Here is an 18,715-nt window from a genome sequence, read left to right on the forward strand (position 1 = left end):
AACCGTGATTGGCGTAGAGAAAGACGGCGGTATGCGACCGTATGGTTCTGCCGTGCTCGGGATGGGGCACGATGTTGTCGATATTGCGGCGTTCGCCGAGCAGTTGGATCAGCCGGGCTCGCAGGGCAGGCGGCTGTTCTCCGCGCGCGAGCTAAGGCAGTCCGCCTTACGCGCCAAGGTCAAACACGATGGCGAGGCCGCGCATCTGGCCGTTCGCTGGGCAGGCAAGGAAGCCGTGCTCAAGGCCTGGTGCGAGGCTCTGGGTGGCCGGCCGAATCCATACACGCTTGACGATTTTCCGTGGGGATTGATCGAGATTCTCGATGATTCGCGTTCGCGGCCGCATGTCGTTTTGGCTCCCGCGTGCGACGCGCAGTTGCAGGAGTCGTTGGGGATGGGGGATTCGTTGCGTTGGCATGTGTCCTTAAGCCACGATGGGCCGATTGCGTCGGCCGTTGCGCTGTTGGTGCGCGATGCCGGGATCGGGCATGAATCGCGATAGAGGGAACCGTATCGCGTCATCGTGATGGGATCGGCGAAAGCCAGGGGTCTGCGATTACTGAAAGGCCATTGCCGACACGGATATCTACCGGGATGGACGCGAATGTATCGCTTTGGCAGATCGCGTTCCTTCCTGGTGGCAGCACTTCCCGGCGGTGTGCGATGAAGAGCGTTTTGTATGGTATCGAGGATGACTGATTGTGTTAACATGTAGCTACCTACCGGTCGGTAACTCAGCGGTTGTCCTGAAACTCAGGAATGGCCGATCGGCGATAACTGAAAGAACATAGGCGTGGTGCTTGCCTCAGTGATGAGACAAGCGACGATAAAGAAAGGTTGCGCAATGACCAATCAGACAACACCGGTAACGAGTGCCGGGGACTTGAGCGTAGAAGAGCAGGCGGCGCTGACCAGTGGCACCAACCCGTGGAGCATCGGTTCGGTGCCCGAGAAGGGACTGCCCAACTACACGATCACCGACGGGCCTCACGGACTGCGCAAGGCACAGAATCTCGAGGGCATGGACGTCGACAAGGCCGTCCCCGCGACCTGCTTCCCGCCTGCAGCGGGCATGTCGTCGAGCTGGAACCCGGACCTGGTGCGCGAAACCGGAGAAGCCATGGGCGAGGAGTGCATTCAGGAGCAGGTCGCCGTCATCCTTGGACCCGGCATCAATATCAAGCGCAACCCTTTGGGCGGCCGTTGCTTCGAATTCTGGAGCGAAGACCCGTACTTGGCAGGCCATGAAGCCGTAGGCGAGGTCGAAGGCATCCAGTCCAAGGGTATCGGCACGTCGCTCAAGCACTTCGCGGCCAACAACCAGGAGACCGACCGCCTGCGTGTGAGCGCGAACATGTCGGACCGCACGCTGCGAGAGATTTACCTGCCGGCGTTCGAGCACATCATCAAAACCGCCCAGCCGTGGACGGTGATGTGCTCCTACAACAAGATCAACAACGTCTATTCCTCCGAGAACCACTGGCTCTTGACCGATTTGCTGCGCGGGGAGTGGGGCTTCAAAGGCATCGTGATGTCCGATTGGGGCGCCGACCACGACCGTGTGGCCGCACTCAACGCCGGTCTGAACCTCGAGATGCCGCCGACCGGCACCGACGAGCAGATCGTGCATGCGGTGCGCGACGGTGAGATCAAGCCCGAGCAGCTCGAGGCCATGGCGCAAGGCATGATCGACCTCGTCTCAAAGACCCGTCCCGCTATGGAAAAGGGCAAGGCCGGCTATCGCTATGATGTCGACGCGCATGATGATGTCGCCCGTCGCGCCGCCCGCGAGGCCATGGTCCTGTTGAAGAACGAGGATGGCCTGCTGCCGGTAGCCCCCGGCACCAAGCTGGCGGTGGTCGGCGAGTTCGCCCGCACCCCGCGTTATCAGGGTGCCGGTTCGTCGCTGATCAACCCGAACAAGCTCACCAGTTTCCTCGACGCATTGAAGGATCGCGGCGTCGACGCGGCCTTCGCGCCCGGCTTCACGCTCGATGACGATGAGCAGGACCCGGCGTTGACCGATGAGGCCGTCAATGCTGCCAAGGGTGCCGATACCGTGCTGCTCTTCCTCGGGCTTCCCGCCTCCTACGAATCCGAGGGCTTCGACCGCACCTCGCTCGATATTCCTGCCAAGCAGGTCGAGCTGCTGAAGGCCGTTGCCGCGGCAAACAAGAACGTCGTGGTCATCCTTTCCAACGGATCCTCGGTCTCCATGCCGTGGGCCGATGATGCCAAGTCCATTCTCGAGGCATGGCTGCTGGGCCAGGCCGGCGGCGCCGCCACCGCCGACATCGTCTTCGGCGACGCGAACCCGTCCGGCAAGCTCGCCCAGACCATCATCAACGATCTGGACGACGATCCGACCATGATGAACTGGCCGGGCGAGGAAGGCCATGTCGACTACGGCGAAGGCGTTTTCGTCGGCTACCGTTACTACGACACCTTCCACAAGCCGGTCGCCTATCCGTTCGGCTACGGCCTGAGCTACACCACGTTCGAGGTCTCGCACGCCACGGCGGAGAAGACTGGCCCGCAGTCCGCTCGCGTCACCGCCACGGTGAAGAACACGGGCTCGATGGCCGGTGCCGAGGTCGTGCAGTTCTACGTCGTCCCGCCCGCCGAGTCCGTCGCACGCCCGGTCCACGAACTCAAGGGCTTCAAGAAGGTCTATCTGAAGCCCGGCGAGTCCGCCGAGGTCAGTGTGGATCTGGATTCGCGCGCGTTCGCCTACTGGTCCGAGCGTTTCAGCGACTGGAAGGTCGAGGAAGGCGAATACAAGATCGAGGTCGCCACCTCCTCGCGCGACATCGCCGACACCGTGTCCGTCGACCTTGACGATGACGGCAAGACCGCCCAGCTTACCGAGTGGTCCACGTTCAAGGAATGGAAGGAAGACCCGGTCGGAGGCCCCATTGTCGATCGTGTCGTGGAGAAGCTCAGCCAGCAGTTCGGCCACGCCATCATCCCCGACAGCCAGCTGATCGTGATGTTCCTCGACAGCAGCCCGGTCGGCGGCATGTCGATGCTGCTCGGTGCCGATGTGGCCGAGGCTCTCGCCAAGGAGCTCAAGGCCGAATATGCCAGTGCCACGAAATAACGCCGGCATCGCGCTCTGGCAATCGCTGAGTGCATGAATCAGGGCGTGTCATCTGCTGTTGGTCGCGGATGGCACGCCTGTTGTGTAATGGTTGCTTGTTATCGCTGGGACGGCGCTCCGGAATTCGAAGTTAGGAAGAACGTGGATTGGGCGCGGAACGGGTGGTGTCGCCAATTCCATGCCTCGTGTATACTGAAAGTCGTTGTTTTGCGAGACTCCGGGTCTCGTGTCAACGGCACGCGGATGTAGCTCAATGGTAGAGCCTCAGTCTTCCAAACTGATTACGCGGGTTCGATTCCCGTCATCCGCTCTCTCGGCAAAGTCGCCAAAACGTTGAGATTCCAGTTTTTTAAAGCCCATAAAACGGTCGTTTTCGCTCCCGGTATTTCGTCTCGGTGTTCTTGTGTGTGTCATCTTGTGAAGGCAAATGCTGTTGGCTGGTTTCGAAGAGCCGAGCCGCCGCGTGCGAAGTGTTTCGAGATGGCAAGGAGAGTATTGACGGGCATCGCTACGTTCGATGTCGGTGACAGGTCTGTCGGCCAGAACGGGTGGCGAGGTGAATGGTGTCGTCATCTCGGCGCTCGTCGTTTTGCCGGACGTCCCGGCGCCGGCACTTCTGCGTTGCCGTAGGGCATGTTCGAAGGTGGCGGTCGATGGCGTGGTTCCGTCCGGTTGCCGCCGGCGTGACGTCCATCGTCTTGTGTCCGCGGTGTGTTTTGGTTGGCTTTCTGCATTTCTCATCCGGGAGGTATAGTGTTTTCACGTATGTAATTTGGGTGGATACGGGCATGTCCGGATATGCCCGGACGAACCAGTGAGGCGTGGCAGATGGGCAAGGAAACCAAGGAACTCAAGGGCAACGAGGCTGTCGAAATTGTCGGAGGCAAGGTCGAGAAGGTCAGCGTTTCCAAACATCCCGAAGCCTCCATACCGCAGACCGACCTCTCCTTGGCCGACATCAAACGCAGCCAGTTCCGCCCCATGCGTTGGGTGGTCTATCTGGTTATTCTGCTGGTCGCTCTCATTGCTCCGTATTGGTTCGGGCGTGTACTCGCGGTGCGTCACACTGCCCAGGTAGTTGGGCTTCTGAGCCCGTTCGCGCCGCAGGGCGTCGCGCTGGTCTCGTGGGCGGTCACCGTCTTCGCCCTCGCCACGTTTGCGCTTTCCTTTGTTGAGGCACATTCCTGGCTGTGGCGTGTTCTTTTCCTGCTTCTGCTGGCTTTCGAGCAGCTGATTGCAGGTGTCTCGCTTTTGAAATTCCAATTCTGGTACTCCACCTACGTCATGTACGGTTCCTCGGCCACGCTGCCGAACGCGGCGAACCTCGGCATCATCGCGGCGTTGGTTGCGGCGGGCGTCTATGCGATTCTTTTCGTGGGCCTGCTGGTCTGCATCAAGAAGGACTCGCCGCTCAACGTCCTGACGCGTAGCTGGGCTTCGTTCCTCCTGTACTTTGTCATCGAAGGCATCGCCCTCTTGATCGTCCTCTTCAGCGGCCTGCTCGCTGCCGTGTGACGCATATCGATTTCGATCTTGCGATGAAAATCAGCATTTTCGCCCCAGATTCTTGATTTTCATCGCAAGTCCAAATGAAGATGCGATGAAAATCAGGATTTATTGGTGTTTTTGCTGATTTTCCTCGCAGGTTCAGTCGGTGATGCGAGCATTCTCATGATTCGGAGGCTGGTTCGTTGATTTTCATCGCATCGTTCCGGTTCGCGACAGCTCGACAGATAGTCAGATATCGGGGTGATGACTGTTGATGAAAACATGAATGTCTATTCATCCCTACCTATTCCTATACTAGAAACTTGGCGTGTACTCGCCCGCGGATAGAGAGCGCTTCGGCATAACGCCGATGGCACCGCGCAGCAACTATAAGGAGGATGCCGTGGCACTTACGGCTGAAGAAAAGCATGAGATCGTAACCAAGTATGCGACGCACGAAGGCGACACGGGGTCTCCCGAGGTTCAGGTTGCGCTGCTGAGCAAGCGTATCTCCGATCTGACCGAGCACCTGAAGACCCACCAGCACGATAACCACTCTCGTCGTGGCCTGCTGTTGATGGTCGGCGATCGTCGTCGTCTTCTCAACTATCTGAAGAAGGTCGATATCAATCGCTATCGCTCCTTGGTCGAGCGTCTTGGTCTTCGTCGATAGCTGTTGTATGCCCGGGCCCCGTGCTCGGGCTTTTTCAGAGGTCTGATTGGACAGGACGGGGCAGCCCGTCTCACGATGTTCGCTGGTGTTGAAAACCGACGGCCCTAAGGTGAGGGTCGATAATTGAAAGAACTGGATATGTGTTCCGGCATGATTGCCGGCAATGCTGCTTCAGACTGAGAAGTGAAAGTCAATGTGCCGTCGCCAACGTTGGTAGAGGCCAGGTAAGCCTTACACAAAAAGACAGGGGTCGGATGTTGACAAAAGCATTTTGCAGTATGTTGGATAGTAGAAATTAAACAAAGGAGGAACCCTTGGAGGGTCCCGAAATCAAGGCCGTAGAGGCCGTTATTGACAATGGAACATTTGGCAAGCGCACCTTGCGCTTCGAAACGGGCCGTCTGGCCCAGCAGGCGGACGGCGCCGTAGCCGCCTACCTCGATGATGATTCGATGGTCCTTTCGACCACCACCGCCGGAAGCAGCCCGAAGGAAAACTATGATTTCTTCCCGCTGACCGTCGATGTGGAAGAGAAGATGTACGCCGCCGGCAAGATCCCGGGCTCGTTCTTCCGTCGTGAAGGCCGCCCGTCGAACGACGCCATCCTGGCCTGCCGTATCATCGACCGTCCGCTGCGTCCGCTCTTCCCGCACACGCTGCGCAACGAGGTACAGGTCGTCGAGACCGTGCTTGCCTGCAACCCGGACGATGCCTACGACATGATCGCTTTGAACGCCGCATCCGCATCCACCATGATCTCCGGCCTGCCCTTCGAGGGCCCGGTTTCCGGTGTGCGTCTGGCGTTGGTCGACGGCCAGTGGGTCGCCTTCCCGCGTTGGAGCGAGCGTGAGCGCGCCGTCTTCGAGATCGTCGTGGCCGGCCGTGTCGTTGAAAACGGCGACGTCGCCATCGCCATGATCGAGGCCGGCGCCGGCAAGAACGCCTGGAACCTCATCTATGACGAGGGTCAGATCAAGCCGGATGAGGAAGTCGTGGCCGGTGGCCTTGAAGCCGCCAAGCCGTTCATCAAGGTCATCTGCGAGGCTCAGAACGAGCTCAAGGAGAAGGCCGGTAAGCAGAACGACAAGGAATTCCAGCTCTTCCCGGAATATACGGACGAACTGTACAAGCGCATCGATGAAATCGCCCATGCCGACCTCAACGATGCCCTGTCCATCGCGGCCAAGCTGCCGCGCCAGGAGCGCATCCACGAGATCAAGGAAGACGTTCGCGCTAAGCTCGCCGACGAATTCACCGATATGGACGACGCCGAGAAGGAAAAGGAACTCGGCAACGCCTTCAAGGAACTGCAGCGCCAGATCGTGCGCCGTCGCGTTCTGACGGAGGACTTCCGCATCGATGGCCGTGGCCTGCGCGATATCCGCACGCTTTCCGCCGAGGTCGGCATCGTGCCGCGCGTGCACGGTTCCGCGCTCTTCCAGCGCGGCGAGACCCAGATCCTGGGCGTCACCACGCTGAACATGCTGAAGATGGAGCAGACGCTTGATGCCATCTCCGGACCGTCCACCAAGCGTTACATGCACAATTACGAGATGCCGCCGTATTCGACCGGTGAGACCGGCCGCGTGGGCTCCCCGAAGCGCCGCGAGGTCGGCCATGGTGCGCTTGCCGAAAAGGCGCTCGTGCCGGTGCTGCCCAGCAAGGAAGACTTCCCGTACGCCATCCGTCAGGTCTCCGAGGCCATTGGCTCCAACGGCTCGACCTCCATGGGTTCCGTCTGCGCCTCCACGCTTTCGCTGCTCGACGCGGGTGTTCCGCTGAAGGCTCCGGTCGCGGGCATCGCGATGGGCCTCATCTCCGGTGACGTCGACGGCAAGCACATCTACAAGACCCTGACCGACATCCTGGGTGCCGAGGACGCGTTCGGCGACATGGACTTCAAGGTCGCCGGCACCTCCGAATTCATCACCGCGCTTCAGCTCGACACCAAGCTCGACGGCATCCCCGCCGACGTTCTGGCGGCCGCACTGCAGCAGGCGAAGGAAGCCCGCACCACGATCCTCGAGGTCATCAACGAGTGCATCGACGCCCCGGCCGAGATGAGCCCGTACGCCCCGCGCATCATCACCACCACCGTCCCGGTCGACAAGATCGGCGAGATCATCGGGCCCAAGGGCAAGATGATCAACCAGATTCAGGAAGAGACCGGCGCTGACGTCTCTGTTGAGGACGACGGCACCATCTACATCGCCTCCGAGGGCGGCGACGGGGCCGAGAAGGCCAAGGCGACCATCGACGCCATCGCGCATCCGCATGTTCCCGCCGTCGGTGAGAACTTCAACGGCAAGGTTGTCAAGACCACGAGCTTCGGCGCGTTTGTCAACCTCACGCCCGGCACCGACGGTCTGCTGCACATCTCACAGATCCGCAACTTGACCAACGGCGAGCGCATCGACGCCGTCGAAGACGTGCTGAAGGAAGGCGATACCGTTGAGGTGACCGTCCAGGGCGTCGACGACCGCGGCAAGATCTCGCTGGCCATCCCCGGTTTCGAAGATCAGGAATCCTCGCCGCGCGGCGGTGGCCGTGGCTCGCGTCGTGACCACGACGATCGCGGCGGACGCGGCTATCGCGGCCATCGTGACCATGACCGCGACCATGAGGACCGCGAGGAGCGTCGCCATCATGATGATCGTGACGATCGAAGGGACCGTCGTTCCGGCCGTGGCCGTGAGGACCGCGAGGATCGCGACGATGTTGATTTCGATGATCGTCCGCGTCGCCGTCGTTCTGAGCGTGAGGACCGTGACGACCGTCGTCGTTCCGATCGTGATGACCGTCGCGGCCATGATCGCGACGATCGTGATGTGCGTGATGACGATGTTGATTTCGATGATCGTCCGCGTCGCCGTCGTTCTGAGCGTGAGGACCGCGATGATTACCGTCGATCCAATCGTCGTGAGGGGCACCGTGGTGGCGCTCGCCGCAACGATCGCAACCCTCGGTATGCGACCGACGATCATTATGACGAGTATCGTGAGGACCGCGAAGAACGCAGCGAGCGTCCGCGCCGCCGTGTTCGCCGTGATTTCGATCCGTTCGATGACTGATTGACGGTTTGGCGTTTGGCTGATTCAATCCGATGATCGCTCAAACGCTCGATAGCTGATAACTGGCCTGCAACCTGCTTGATTGGGTTGCAGGCCAGTTCGTTTATGAGGGAGGTCTACGGAGGTGATTTGATGATTTGCCGGATCGCCGATCGCCGATGGTGGTGTGCTAATGGTGGTGTCGTGCAGCTTTAATCTCGTTATCGTGCTTCTGCTTTGCCGCTAGGGCCATGTATCGCGTGTCGCATTGATCAAAATATAAGAACTTTTGATGTTTTATGATGATTTGATTTGTTTGGTGTGGATGAATGTGCACTGTTGGACGGTTCATCCCGCGACACGCCTCAAATGTGGATAACCCCTATCATTCGACCACAGTACCCGTTTCAGCTTGCATTACCGGCCTGCAAGTGGATTGAATAGGTATATGAACAATACGCTATTGATTGCAAGGCCAAACCGAGTGAATGCACCCTTCGCCCGGCATAAAAGAATATTGTTGCCGGCAGAGGTGAGGGGAAGGCCTATCGAGAGATTACGGCTGCCGACGCCTCCGACGGCGAGTTGCGAGATTCCGCCCCCGGCAAGGTCGCCGGAATGTGCGAAACCTCGGCCGTGTCGCTTGCGTCGCCCGAGACCAGTGCTTGAATTGCCGCGTTCGCCTCAGGCTTTGAACGCACCTGATTTGCCGTTGAAAGCCTCTGTGGCGCCACTGCGGAGTCCCGTAGCGATTGGCGAAGGTTTGCCTAGACAAGCAAGGCCGGGCGGGGCCGGGGAATTCAATCTGTCGGCTTTGCCCATGGCTGCCCCGATGCCCCGTCCTGCCTCGGCCCGGGGCATCATGACCCCTTGCCCTCAGGCCGTTGCACAAACGGCATCGAGGTTTACACAACCTGCGCTGCTGCGAGTGAAGAAGACGGACGAGGCATCTACCGGGCACAATGGTCTCAAGGAAGAGCGGGATCCCGGCTCACCCAAAGATTCGCTGAAGACCCGGGCCGATACCGACCATGCATTCGCTAAGCGGACGGTGGTTTTCCTTTCGGCGAGCGGGGGAGTGGGGCTGAGCGCGCTCTGCTCGTTGACTGCATTGCAGTTCAAGGACAGAGGCAGAAGCGCCGCATTGGTGGATGCGGATTTTGGCGCAGGCGGTCTCGATATTCTGCTGGGCCTTGAGAACGATAAAGGCCTGCGATTCGGCACCCTGAATGCGCCGTTGGGCAAGATCGATGGCGAAGTGCTGAGCAGGCGGCTTCCGCATTGGGAGGGCATTCCCGTTCTGGCTTACGATTCGTGGAATAGCGAAATCCCGGAATGGTGGGAGGTCGAGGCTGCAATGGCGGCTTTGGGACGGAGTGTGGATCTGGTGTTCGTCGACGGTGCGCGGGGCATCGGCATTGGTGTGGTTCCCGGCATTGAGCGCGCGTCCTTCGTCATCGTGGCCGAACTGTCCGTGCTTGGTCTGGCCCGCGCCAAAGCCTTGCTCAGCAGGGTGGTTTCGGGTCATATGGGCTTGCCTGGCCGAGATGACGTGTGTTGTGCTGATGGCGGTGATGATTCCTGTGAGTCCTCGAATCGGTCGTTGCCGCAAGCGCATAAGGCTTGTGCCGTTCAAGAGGGTGAGGGTCGGAATTCTCTGGGAGGTGAAGCCCCGCATCTGGCGGCGATCGTAGGCGTCGAGCCGAGAGGAACGTCACGGCGACGTGGTGTGGTCGGTGTCGGTGAGGCCAGTGAGTATTTGGGGCATCGGGTCCTTGGGCCTTTACGTCCCAACAGTGCGAGAATTAGCGATGCGCTGGAAGGTTTCGGGCTGAGAACCACGAAAGCCGATCGAGCGGTGATGAACGAGTTGGCCCGTGCCATCGGCGACGCAGTCGATGGAGGTGAGCGGTGATGATGTTCGGGCCTCTCGAAGAATTGTCGCATGAACGCGCGCTGACCGATATCGCCGTGACCTGTGAGGGCCGGGTGTGGGTCGACCGGGGTGGCACCATGAGCGAGTATCACCCTGCGGTGCCGTTTCGTTCGCCCCAGGTCGTTCGCGAATACGCGACCCAGCTCTGCGCCCAACTGGGTAAACGGCTTGACGATGCCTGCCCGATCGCCGACGCTTCCAGCGTCGAGGGCATTCGTATCCATGCCGTCATCGCGCCGATTGTGCCGGTGGGTGCGAGTATCTCGATACGCTTCCCGAGCCGAACGGTTCCGCAACTAAGCGGTCTCGGGGCACGGGGCTTGTTTCCTTCTTCGTGGTTTCCTCTGCTTTGCGGGCTGGTCAGCAAACGCGCGACGATACTGATCACCGGAGGGACGGGAGCTGGCAAGACCACATTGCTGAAAGCCCTGCTCGCCCAAGCTGATCCTGCCGAACGCGTGGTCAGCGTCGAGGAAGTCCGCGAATTGGGTACGCTCGGCCGAGGCAATCACGTTTCCTTGGTTGCCCGCGAGGCCAATGTGGAAGGCGCGGGGGCGATAGGTTTGCCGGAATTGGTGAAGGCCACGTTGCGCATGCGTCCGGACCGCATCATTCTGGGGGAATGTCGAGGCGAGGAGATCGCCGATCTTCTGCGAGCCTTCAATTCGGGACATCATGGAGGCATGGTCACCTTGCACGCCGACAGCGTCGACCGTGTGCCCTCCCGGTTGGTGTCATTGGGTCTTTTGGCCGGGCTCAGCCAGCCGGCTCTGACGATGCTTGCCGCCGGGGCTTTTGATGTCGTCCTGCATCTTGAACGTTGCAACGGCAGGCGGCGAATCGCTCAGATTGGTCGGCTGTCCAAGGACTCCGAGCGTTTTGTCGGCGAGGCAATGGCGACTTGGGATGGCTCGGGAATACCGGTTCCCGGCCCTGGATGGGGTGCTTTCGCCAGGCATTGGTCGGGGTGATTCCATGGACTTCTATGCATTGATGACGGGACTGTTGCTGATGTGTGCTGTGCTTTGCATTGGCTGGCCTCGTAAGGCTGGCAAGCACCGGGCGCTTGGGTCGGCTTCCGTTGTGGCTGAGCAAACGCATAAGGCCGGCGTCCTCTCGTGCGTCGATGCGCTGAGGGCGTCGGTCAAAGCAGGCGGTTCGCTTGAGGAGGCGTTCGCCGAAACGGGGGGCAAGCCGCTGTGCGAAACCGCTACCATGCCGGATCTGGAGCAATTGCAGAGCATCCTATATGCGCAATTGGGGCCGAAGGAGACAATGGCACAGGCGGATCAGGTGGCGATTGAACTGGATCTGGCCTGCAGGCTCAGCAAAACCCTCGGATGTGAGGCTTCGCATTGTCTCGATGCGGTGGCTTCGTCCTATAAGCGCAACCGGATGATGAAGAACCTGAAAGACAATGCCTTTACTGTGCCGCGCTCCACCGTGAAGCTGCTCTCCCTATTGCCGCTGGCCACGCTTGTTCTGGCTCAATTGATGGGTGCCGCACCGATTGCGTTTCTTTTCGGCAACGCCGCAGGACGGGTCTGTCTGCTGTTGGGGACGGGGACGTATGTGTTGGGAATGCTGTGGATGAAAGCGTTGATGGATGGTGTGGATGAAGTCGAAAACGAAGTGGAAGCATGAAAGGGAATCAAGAGCACGGACGTGGCCGGATTCCTTTCGATTGGCGTAAACGTAGCGAAATGTTGGAGGGAAGTCGCTCTATAGGCGGCGTTCGCGGCGTAGGTAAACAAGTTTCTAGTGGAAAGGTGCTGCGAGTTCCGCATCTGCAGGTGTTGCAGATTCGTAGGTGCAGACGTTGCGGAAATCGCAGGGAGAACTGTGGGCGTCTCGCCGTGGCTGCTGCGGAGGTCTCGTTCGTAAGCCTTGTAAGTCCATGATGGAAGGCCGCGTGGTTCGCGGGCGGATGTCGGATGAAATCCGGGGGAACACAGCGGTGAAAACCGTGATATGAAATGTATCGCAACAGTAAAGGTGGGCGAGGATGAACGCACTGGTTTCAGGATGTCTGGCGGCTGCGGCGTGGATCTTATGGCGCTCGCCTGCGCGCATGCTTTCGAAACAATTGAAGGCTTTGGATGGCGGTTTTACGGCCAGCCCGTCGCTTGGGGTTATTTTGGAGATGATGGCGGTGGCCATGCGCGAAGGCTCGTCGATTCCCCACGCCCTCGAGGTCATCGGCTCGATTGTCGGCGGGACGCTGGGAGACGGACTCTGCCGGGCTTCGCGCTCATTGATGCTTGGGTTCAGCTGGGAGGATGCATGGTTCGCCGCTTCCCTGTCCTGCCGAAAGGCGGGAGATGATGGCAGGCGGCGGTCTGTTCCGGCAGGCAGACATGCCCGAAAACGGCAGGATGGCGACGATGATTCACTTTCGGAGGATGTCGTTGCCGCTCTCGTGGCGTTGAATGTCATTGACAATGCTTTGAAAAGCACATGGGTCCGCGGTGTATCGCCCGTCGGACCGTTGGAAAGCGCGGTCGAACAATTGGATGCCAGGGCTCGTGCCTCCATCGAGCAATCCGCCCAGAGGCTTTCGGTCAGGCTTCTTTTGCCCACGGGTCTTTGTTTTCTGCCGTCATTCATGCTCATCGGCATCGTCCCGGCCATAGGTTCCTTCATCGGCCATTGATTTGATACCGATGGACGGTGTTTGCCCTTGCCTTGAACTCGGGTTCGGTTGCACGAGGCGAACTTGGATACCGCTTTTCGGGACTCGGGGCTCGGACCTCTGCGCCTGGCAGGCCGCATGGTCGAATCGGATGAATGCATTGCTCAACAATCATGCGTGAACCATGGTGATGCCCAACGGTCCTTATTGCAACCAGTCCCTTTTCGTTCGTTTTGCGATGTTGATATCTTTGCCGGGTTCCACATCCGATGCACATTTTCGGTGGATGAAAAGTGCGACACGCCCGGAATGTGCATAACCGCTATCATCCGACCACAGTACCCGAAATCCTCACGGTAAACGAGACATTTCTGTCAGACTGAGGATATCGCAACCGCAACGGCTGCGATGACAAATTTCCGAAAAATCAAAGGAGCAATCATGGCTAAAGAATTGATGACTATCAACCAAAACAACACCGGTGCCGTCACGGGTTTTGCCTCTCGTCTCTCCGAGCGCTCAAGGCAGGTCAAAGGGCAGCTATGCCTGCTCGATGCCCGTTTCCGCACTGTTATGGCGCAGCCTGACGAAGGCGCGGCGACGGCGGAATACGCGGTGGTTCTTGTCGCCGCAACAGGATTCGCGGCGGTGCTGGTGGCTTTGCTCAAATCCGGCGCCGTAAAGGCCCTGCTGATGGCGTTGGTCAAGAAGGCGCTCAAGGTGGTCTGAGTCTTCTTGATTGCCGGTATGGAAATGAAAAGGAAAGGACGATGCGGGTTGCAGAGAGGAAATCAAACAAGATGACACTTCAACAAATGCAATCGCAAGGGCCGACTGGCCGTCGTTGTCGTAACTGCCGCATTTCGATGACGGCCGGTACACAAGGCGGAGCGGAGTGGCTTCCATTGAGGCATGTACGTTGTTTGTCGCAGAGGTTTCGTGCTCATGTGGCAAGTAACCGGCATCGTCGTTTCGGCTGTTTCGCTGCTCGACGGAGCATAGGCAGCGACGAAGGTGCCGTCACCGCCGAGTTCGCTGTGGTGCTTCCGGCCGTGATGGCGATGGCCGTGCTGCTGATGATGCTGGCCAGGGCGGTCACGGTGGAGATGAACTGCCAGGATGCCGCCTCTGCAGCCGCGCGTGTGGCCGTGGTGTCCAAAAGCGATTACGAGGCCCGTCTTGCCGCGCAAGATGCCGCCGGAGGCGATGCCAGCGTCTCCATATCGAGAGGTTTCAAGCAGGTCAAGGTGACAGTGAGCTGTCGCGTGGTGCCTGATCCCATGCATGTCTTGCCTATGGCCGTGGTCGGCAAAGCGACGGGAGTGGTCCAATGACGGATTGGGAAAAGTGCCGTCTGGACGGAGAAAAGGCCAAGTGTGCCGATTCGAGTGATCCGCTGCGACGTCGGAGGCATCGCTGTGAAGCGATCAAGCAATCGTGGTGTGTCGGTTCTGTCGGTTCTGTCGGTTCGGCTAGTTCGGCTAGTTCAGCTGATTCGACGGGTCCGATTGGTTCTGTCGGTTCGGCCAGTTCGGCTAGTTCGGCTAGTTCAGCTGATTCGACGGGTCCGATTGGTTCGGTAGGTTCGGTAGGTTCGGTTGGCTTAACTAATTCGGCTGGTTCGGCGGGTTCAGCATACGCAACATGTTCTGCGGATTCGGCCAATTCCTCCAGTTCGCTTGGTTTGGTCGATCGGCCTCGTTCCCGGCTTCTTCATACGAGTGATGAAGGATCTGGAACCATCAATGGTGTGATGCTGATTGCCATTGCGTCGATTCTTCTATCGGCGATTGCCTTGGGTGGTAATCTGCTGGTCTGCATTTCCCAAGCCCGGTCAGCCGCAGACCAGGCCGCCATTGCAGGAGCGGCGTCGGCGCGGGACGGTGATTTCGATCCGTGCATCAAATCCAGACTGGCCTCGACACTCAACAAGGCATCCCTCGTTACCTGCCAGGTGGATGAGGAAGATGTCACGGTCAAGGTCGGCGTGAAAACCGCGGTTCCGTTCACACCTCTGGTCACTCGCATGGCGCGTGCCGGGCCGGTAGAATGTTCGTGAGCGTTGGTGAAACGCTGGCGTGTATGAGGGTTGGCGGGCAGACGGACTTTAGGATATAGGCAGGCAGATGACCGCGGATACGGCGGGAACGTTTCTGCTTGCAGGCGACGTCAAGATAGTCGGGTGAAGGTAGGTTAGAGATATGGCACTTGCATTGTATCGACGGTATCGGCCAGACACATTTGATGGCATCATAGGGCAGGATCAGGTCACCGTCCCTCTTTCCCGGGCGTTGGACGAAGGCAGGCTCACCCATGCCTACCTCTTCAGCGGGCCGAGGGGCTGCGGCAAGACCAGTTCCGCGCGCATATTGGCCCGGTGCATCAATTGCGCCAAAGGCCCGACCTCGCACCCATGCGGCGAATGCGAAAGCTGCAAGGACTTGGCCACCGGCGGTCCCGGTTCGATCGACGTGGTCGAGATCGATGCCGCCAGCCACAACGGCGTCGAGGATGCCCGTGAGCTGCGGGAGCGTGCCGCATTCGCCCCGGCCCGTGACAGGTATAAGATTTTCATCCTTGACGAAGCCCATATGGTCACCCAGCAGGGGTTCAACGCCCTGTTGAAGATTGTGGAAGAGCCGCCGGAACATGTCATGTTCATCTTCGCCACCACCGAGCCCGACAAGGTCATCTCGACCATTCGCTCGCGTACTCATCATTATCCGTTCCGTCTGGTGCCGCCTGAGGTCATGGGGCCGTATCTGGAGGAGGTGTGCGACAACGAGCACATCGAGCTGGAACCGGGCGTGCTGAAGCTCACCATGCGTGCCGGCGGTGGTTCCGTGCGCGACACGCTTTCCGTACTCGACCAGCTGATGGCCGGTGCCGTCGACAACGAGGTGTCATACGATTCCGCTGTAGCGCTGCTTGGATTCACCCCCGACGAGCTTATCGGCGAGGCGATTGACGCCGTCATCGACAAGGACGGTGAGAAGCTTTACGCCGTGGTCGAGAAAGTCGTGGTAGGCGGCTTCGAACCCAGACGGTTCGTGGAGGATCTGCTTGCCCGTGTCCGCGATCTTCTTGTACTCACCCTTGGTGGCGAGAAGGCGGAAAACGTGTTGAGCGACGACTCCGCGGTCGAGGATATGAGCGATCTGCACCGCCAATCCAAAGCGTTGGGACTTGCGACGCTTACGGCGATGGCCGAGACCATCAACGACACCTTGGGCAGTATGACAGGTGCGATCTCGCCTCGTATGCGTCTGGAGCTTTTGGCCGCGAAACTGCTGGCCGGCCGCGAGAACGGTTTTGCGACGAATGCGGCCCAAGCCGGTTCCATCTCTGCGAATATGGGCTCGTCGCAGCCTGCTGCAGGCAATAACGGGCTTCGGCAAGGCAACAATGCGGCGCGTGGCCGTGGTGGCTTCATCGGTTCGAGCAGGAATGCGGCGAATCATAGCCAGGCAAGTACCGGCCCTGTCTCCGCTTCCCAAGGCTTCGGTCCCAACGCGGCAACACAAGACCTGCAGGCTGGCAATAATGCCAATAGGCGGGTTGCCGGCGGTGGTGCTGCTTCTACGTCTGCCGGTAATGGTGAACCTCACGGATGGCAAGGCAATGCACAGAACGGAACAGAACAGAATCAACGTTCTTCCGCTGCGAATATGGCAGCCAATACAGCCGGTTCCGGCCCTGAACGGCAACAAGGAACTCAGGCCGCGGCACCGGCAAAGGTGAACGTCGACCCGAATGCCACGGTCGAACAAAAATGGGACATCGTGCTCAAGGCATTGCCGGAGGATGTGCGTGAATACGTTGCCCACGACAAGGTGCCTACGGTTTCGTTGGCGACCAACAACGCCGGCAGATCTCGTCTGTCGATGACTTTCGACTGTGCGCTGAGCCAGCATGCCTTTGCTTTGGCGCTTGCCTCCGATGCCGAGCACAATGGCCAGAAGGCCGCCAATGTGGTGTTGAATGGGGTGCGCTCCGTATTCGGGCCTCACACCATGATCGCTCCCACTGGTGTGGCCGCAAACGGTGAAAGGGTCATTTCCACCAAGCGTATGAAGCCTGAAGAGCTTGCCAAGGTCAAGCGCGATATCGCGGTTGCCAAAGTCTCTGCGACCGGCGGATTGGGCATGGTCGGCGCGCAAAGTGGCCACAGCGCCTCGGCGCCCAAAGAACAGAAGAAGTCCGACGCCGATGCCGCCGATGAATCCGATGATTCTTCTCATCGAGTCGGGCATTGCGGAAACGAGGACGGCTGGAGAAGTGAGAGCGTAAGCCAGACCGATGCCGTTGGCATAGAAAACGGCAACGGTTCATCGCAAGCTGATGCTGCGGGGGCAGGTGTATCCGCAGCGGTTCGGCAAGATGACGGGCAAGATCATGCTAACCCGGTGACCATGGGCGTCGGGTCGCAGGATCCTATGGACGACGATTACGATCCGTGGATGAATCCGTTGCCTGCGCCCGGTTTCGCAAATGGTGCGCCTTCAAGTCCAGTCAACGGGCAAAAGACCGGAATTTCCGGTGACAATGCCACGCGACAGTTTGGTGGCAATAGCGCGGGTAATTCTGCACCTGCCGACGGATTGGCAAACCATGCCGCCGAGCATCACAAGAAGCATATCGCGGTTCCTGATTTGAGCGATGGCATCGACCCATGGGCCACGCCTGTGTCTGGGCAAGCCGCAGCTGATTCCGGTTCCGGTGCAATGGGTGCCGAAGGCGATTTGGCCGGCCGACAGTCAGGAAACAACGGTGGGCCTCGCAACCCGGCACCTGCCGTCAATGCATGGCAGACGAGGTCGCCGGAACCTACCGTTTCGCCGAACGGCACGGATGGTAACGGGAATCCGGCTGATGCGCAATCAGGTAATGCCCATCCGCAATCCGTGGCCCCGAAGGGCAACGTTGGCGTCAATCTCGATGACAGAGGAGACGTGGCCGCACGTTTCCAGGACGCCGATTTGGCCGATGATGCCGAACAACGTCCACGGGTGGCGGCCGAGGATGATGATTATTCCCTGAACGACCAGTCGTTGGGCGATGTCACGGCGGTGGGCTTGGATGAGCTCTCCAAGCTCTTCGAGGTCAAAAAGGTCGAGAGTTTCAAGGCCGACGATCCGAAGAACCCCAAGAACATCAAACCGGTCAACAATCATCCCGAAGAGGAGAGGCGATAAGATGGCATTGGCTTATGATGGCGCGATACAGCGTCTTATCGACGGTTTCGCGCGCCTGCCGGGCATCGGTCCCAAAGGTGCCCAGCGTATAGCGTTCTATTTGCTTTCGGCCAGTGACGAGGAAGCGCAGGATCTCGCCGACGCCATTCGTGAGGTCAAGGAGAAGGTGCGTTTCTGCGAGATCTGCGGCAATGTATGCGAGACGAGTCCGTGCCCGGTCTGCTCGGATCCGCGCCGTGACCACTCCATCATCTGTGTGGTCGAGGAGCCGAAAGACGTGATGAGCATCGAGCGTACCCGTGAGTTCCATGGCGTCTACCATGTGCTGGGAGGAGCCATCAATCCGATGGCCAACGTCGGTCCCGGCGATCTGGCCATTCCCAAACTGCTCGACAGGCTCAAAACCGATGAGGTCAAGGAGATCATTCTGGCGCTCGATCCCAACATCGAAGGTGAGGCGACCGTCACCTACCTAAGCAGGCTGCTGTCCCCGCTCGGTCTCAGGGTCACGCGGCTTGCCAGCGGCCTGCCGGTGGGCAGCGACTTGGAATATGCGGATGAAATCACGCTGGGAAGGGCCTTGGAAGGCCGGCAGGAAGCCTGAACGTTCAATAGCGTATGCCCGCATGGTGGTAGGTGGC

General features: G+C 59.4%; 15 protein-coding genes and 1 tRNA gene. All 16 read left to right on the forward strand.

What is annotated here, in order from left to right; translation table 11 throughout:
* Window positions 1-31 precede the first annotated feature (31 nt).
* A complete protein-coding gene (locus OZX64_RS02005) occupies window positions 32-502 on the forward strand; it encodes a holo-ACP synthase (RefSeq protein WP_277174931.1) in 471 nt (156 codons plus the stop codon).
* Between the two features lie 342 nt (window positions 503-844).
* Entirely contained in the window at window positions 845-3,100 is a 2,256-nt protein-coding gene (locus OZX64_RS02010; RefSeq protein WP_277173466.1) for an exo-alpha-(1->6)-L-arabinopyranosidase, read from the forward strand.
* Window positions 3,101-3,339: 239 nt separating this feature from the next.
* Window positions 3,340-3,410: transfer RNA gene (locus OZX64_RS02015), tRNA-Gly, on the forward strand.
* A 185-nt stretch (window positions 3,411-3,595) separates the two neighbouring features.
* Window positions 3,596-3,730 carry a hypothetical protein gene (locus OZX64_RS02020; RefSeq protein ID WP_277173468.1) on the forward strand — a complete coding sequence of 45 codons (135 nt, stop codon included), beginning with the start codon at window positions 3,596-3,598 and terminating at the stop codon, window positions 3,728-3,730.
* A gap of 198 nt (window positions 3,731-3,928) precedes the next feature.
* Window positions 3,929-4,615, forward strand: coding sequence for a hypothetical protein (locus tag OZX64_RS02025; protein WP_277173470.1), 687 nt, complete (start codon window positions 3,929-3,931; stop codon window positions 4,613-4,615).
* A 376-nt stretch (window positions 4,616-4,991) separates the two neighbouring features.
* Window positions 4,992-5,261, forward strand: a complete 270-nt coding sequence (gene rpsO / locus OZX64_RS02030) for a 30S ribosomal protein S15 (RefSeq protein WP_277142331.1) — start codon at window positions 4,992-4,994, stop codon at window positions 5,259-5,261.
* Between the two features lie 314 nt (window positions 5,262-5,575).
* Window positions 5,576-8,332 carry a polyribonucleotide nucleotidyltransferase gene (locus tag OZX64_RS02035; RefSeq protein WP_277156309.1) on the forward strand — a complete coding sequence of 919 codons (2,757 nt, stop codon included), beginning with the start codon at window positions 5,576-5,578 and terminating at the stop codon, window positions 8,330-8,332.
* Window positions 8,333-9,239: 907 nt separating this feature from the next.
* Window positions 9,240-10,226 (forward strand): cobyric acid synthase, encoded by a 987-nt coding sequence (locus OZX64_RS02040; RefSeq protein ID WP_277173472.1) that lies wholly within the window; start codon window positions 9,240-9,242, stop codon window positions 10,224-10,226.
* A complete protein-coding gene (locus tag OZX64_RS02045) occupies window positions 10,226-11,218 on the forward strand; it encodes an ATPase, T2SS/T4P/T4SS family (protein WP_277173474.1) in 993 nt (330 codons plus the stop codon). Before OZX64_RS02040 ends, OZX64_RS02045 begins: the two co-directional genes overlap by 1 nt.
* A gap of 4 nt (window positions 11,219-11,222) precedes the next feature.
* A complete protein-coding gene (locus tag OZX64_RS02050; RefSeq protein WP_277173475.1) occupies window positions 11,223-11,891 on the forward strand; it encodes a hypothetical protein in 669 nt (222 codons plus the stop codon).
* Between the two features lie 427 nt (window positions 11,892-12,318).
* Window positions 12,319-12,900, forward strand: coding sequence for a tadC protein (locus OZX64_RS02055; protein ID WP_277173477.1), 582 nt, complete (start codon window positions 12,319-12,321; stop codon window positions 12,898-12,900).
* 420 nt (window positions 12,901-13,320) lie between these two features.
* A complete protein-coding gene (locus OZX64_RS02060; RefSeq protein ID WP_277156304.1) occupies window positions 13,321-13,608 on the forward strand; it encodes a DUF4244 domain-containing protein in 288 nt (95 codons plus the stop codon).
* 218 nt (window positions 13,609-13,826) lie between these two features.
* On the forward strand, window positions 13,827-14,213 hold the full coding sequence (locus OZX64_RS02065) for a TadE family type IV pilus minor pilin (protein WP_277173479.1): 387 nt from the start codon (window positions 13,827-13,829) through the stop codon (window positions 14,211-14,213).
* 350 nt (window positions 14,214-14,563) lie between these two features.
* Window positions 14,564-14,938 (forward strand): Rv3654c family TadE-like protein, encoded by a 375-nt coding sequence (locus OZX64_RS02070; protein ID WP_277174932.1) that lies wholly within the window; start codon window positions 14,564-14,566, stop codon window positions 14,936-14,938.
* Window positions 14,939-15,080: 142 nt separating this feature from the next.
* Window positions 15,081-18,074: a DNA polymerase III subunit gamma/tau gene (dnaX, locus tag OZX64_RS02075; RefSeq protein WP_277173481.1), complete on the forward strand. Its 2,994-nt coding sequence runs from the start codon at window positions 15,081-15,083 to the stop codon at window positions 18,072-18,074.
* A 1-nt stretch (window position 18,075) separates the two neighbouring features.
* The gene (gene recR, locus OZX64_RS02080) at window positions 18,076-18,678 is read left to right on the forward strand and encodes a recombination mediator RecR (RefSeq protein ID WP_277156298.1); all 603 of its coding nucleotides are present in this window, start codon (window positions 18,076-18,078) and stop codon (window positions 18,676-18,678) included.
* The last annotated feature ends 37 nt before the right edge of the window (window positions 18,679-18,715 follow it).

Origin of the sequence: Bifidobacterium sp. ESL0704 (genome assembly GCF_029392075.1) — a bacterium.
Classification (GTDB): Bacteria; Actinomycetota; Actinomycetes; order Actinomycetales; family Bifidobacteriaceae; genus Bifidobacterium.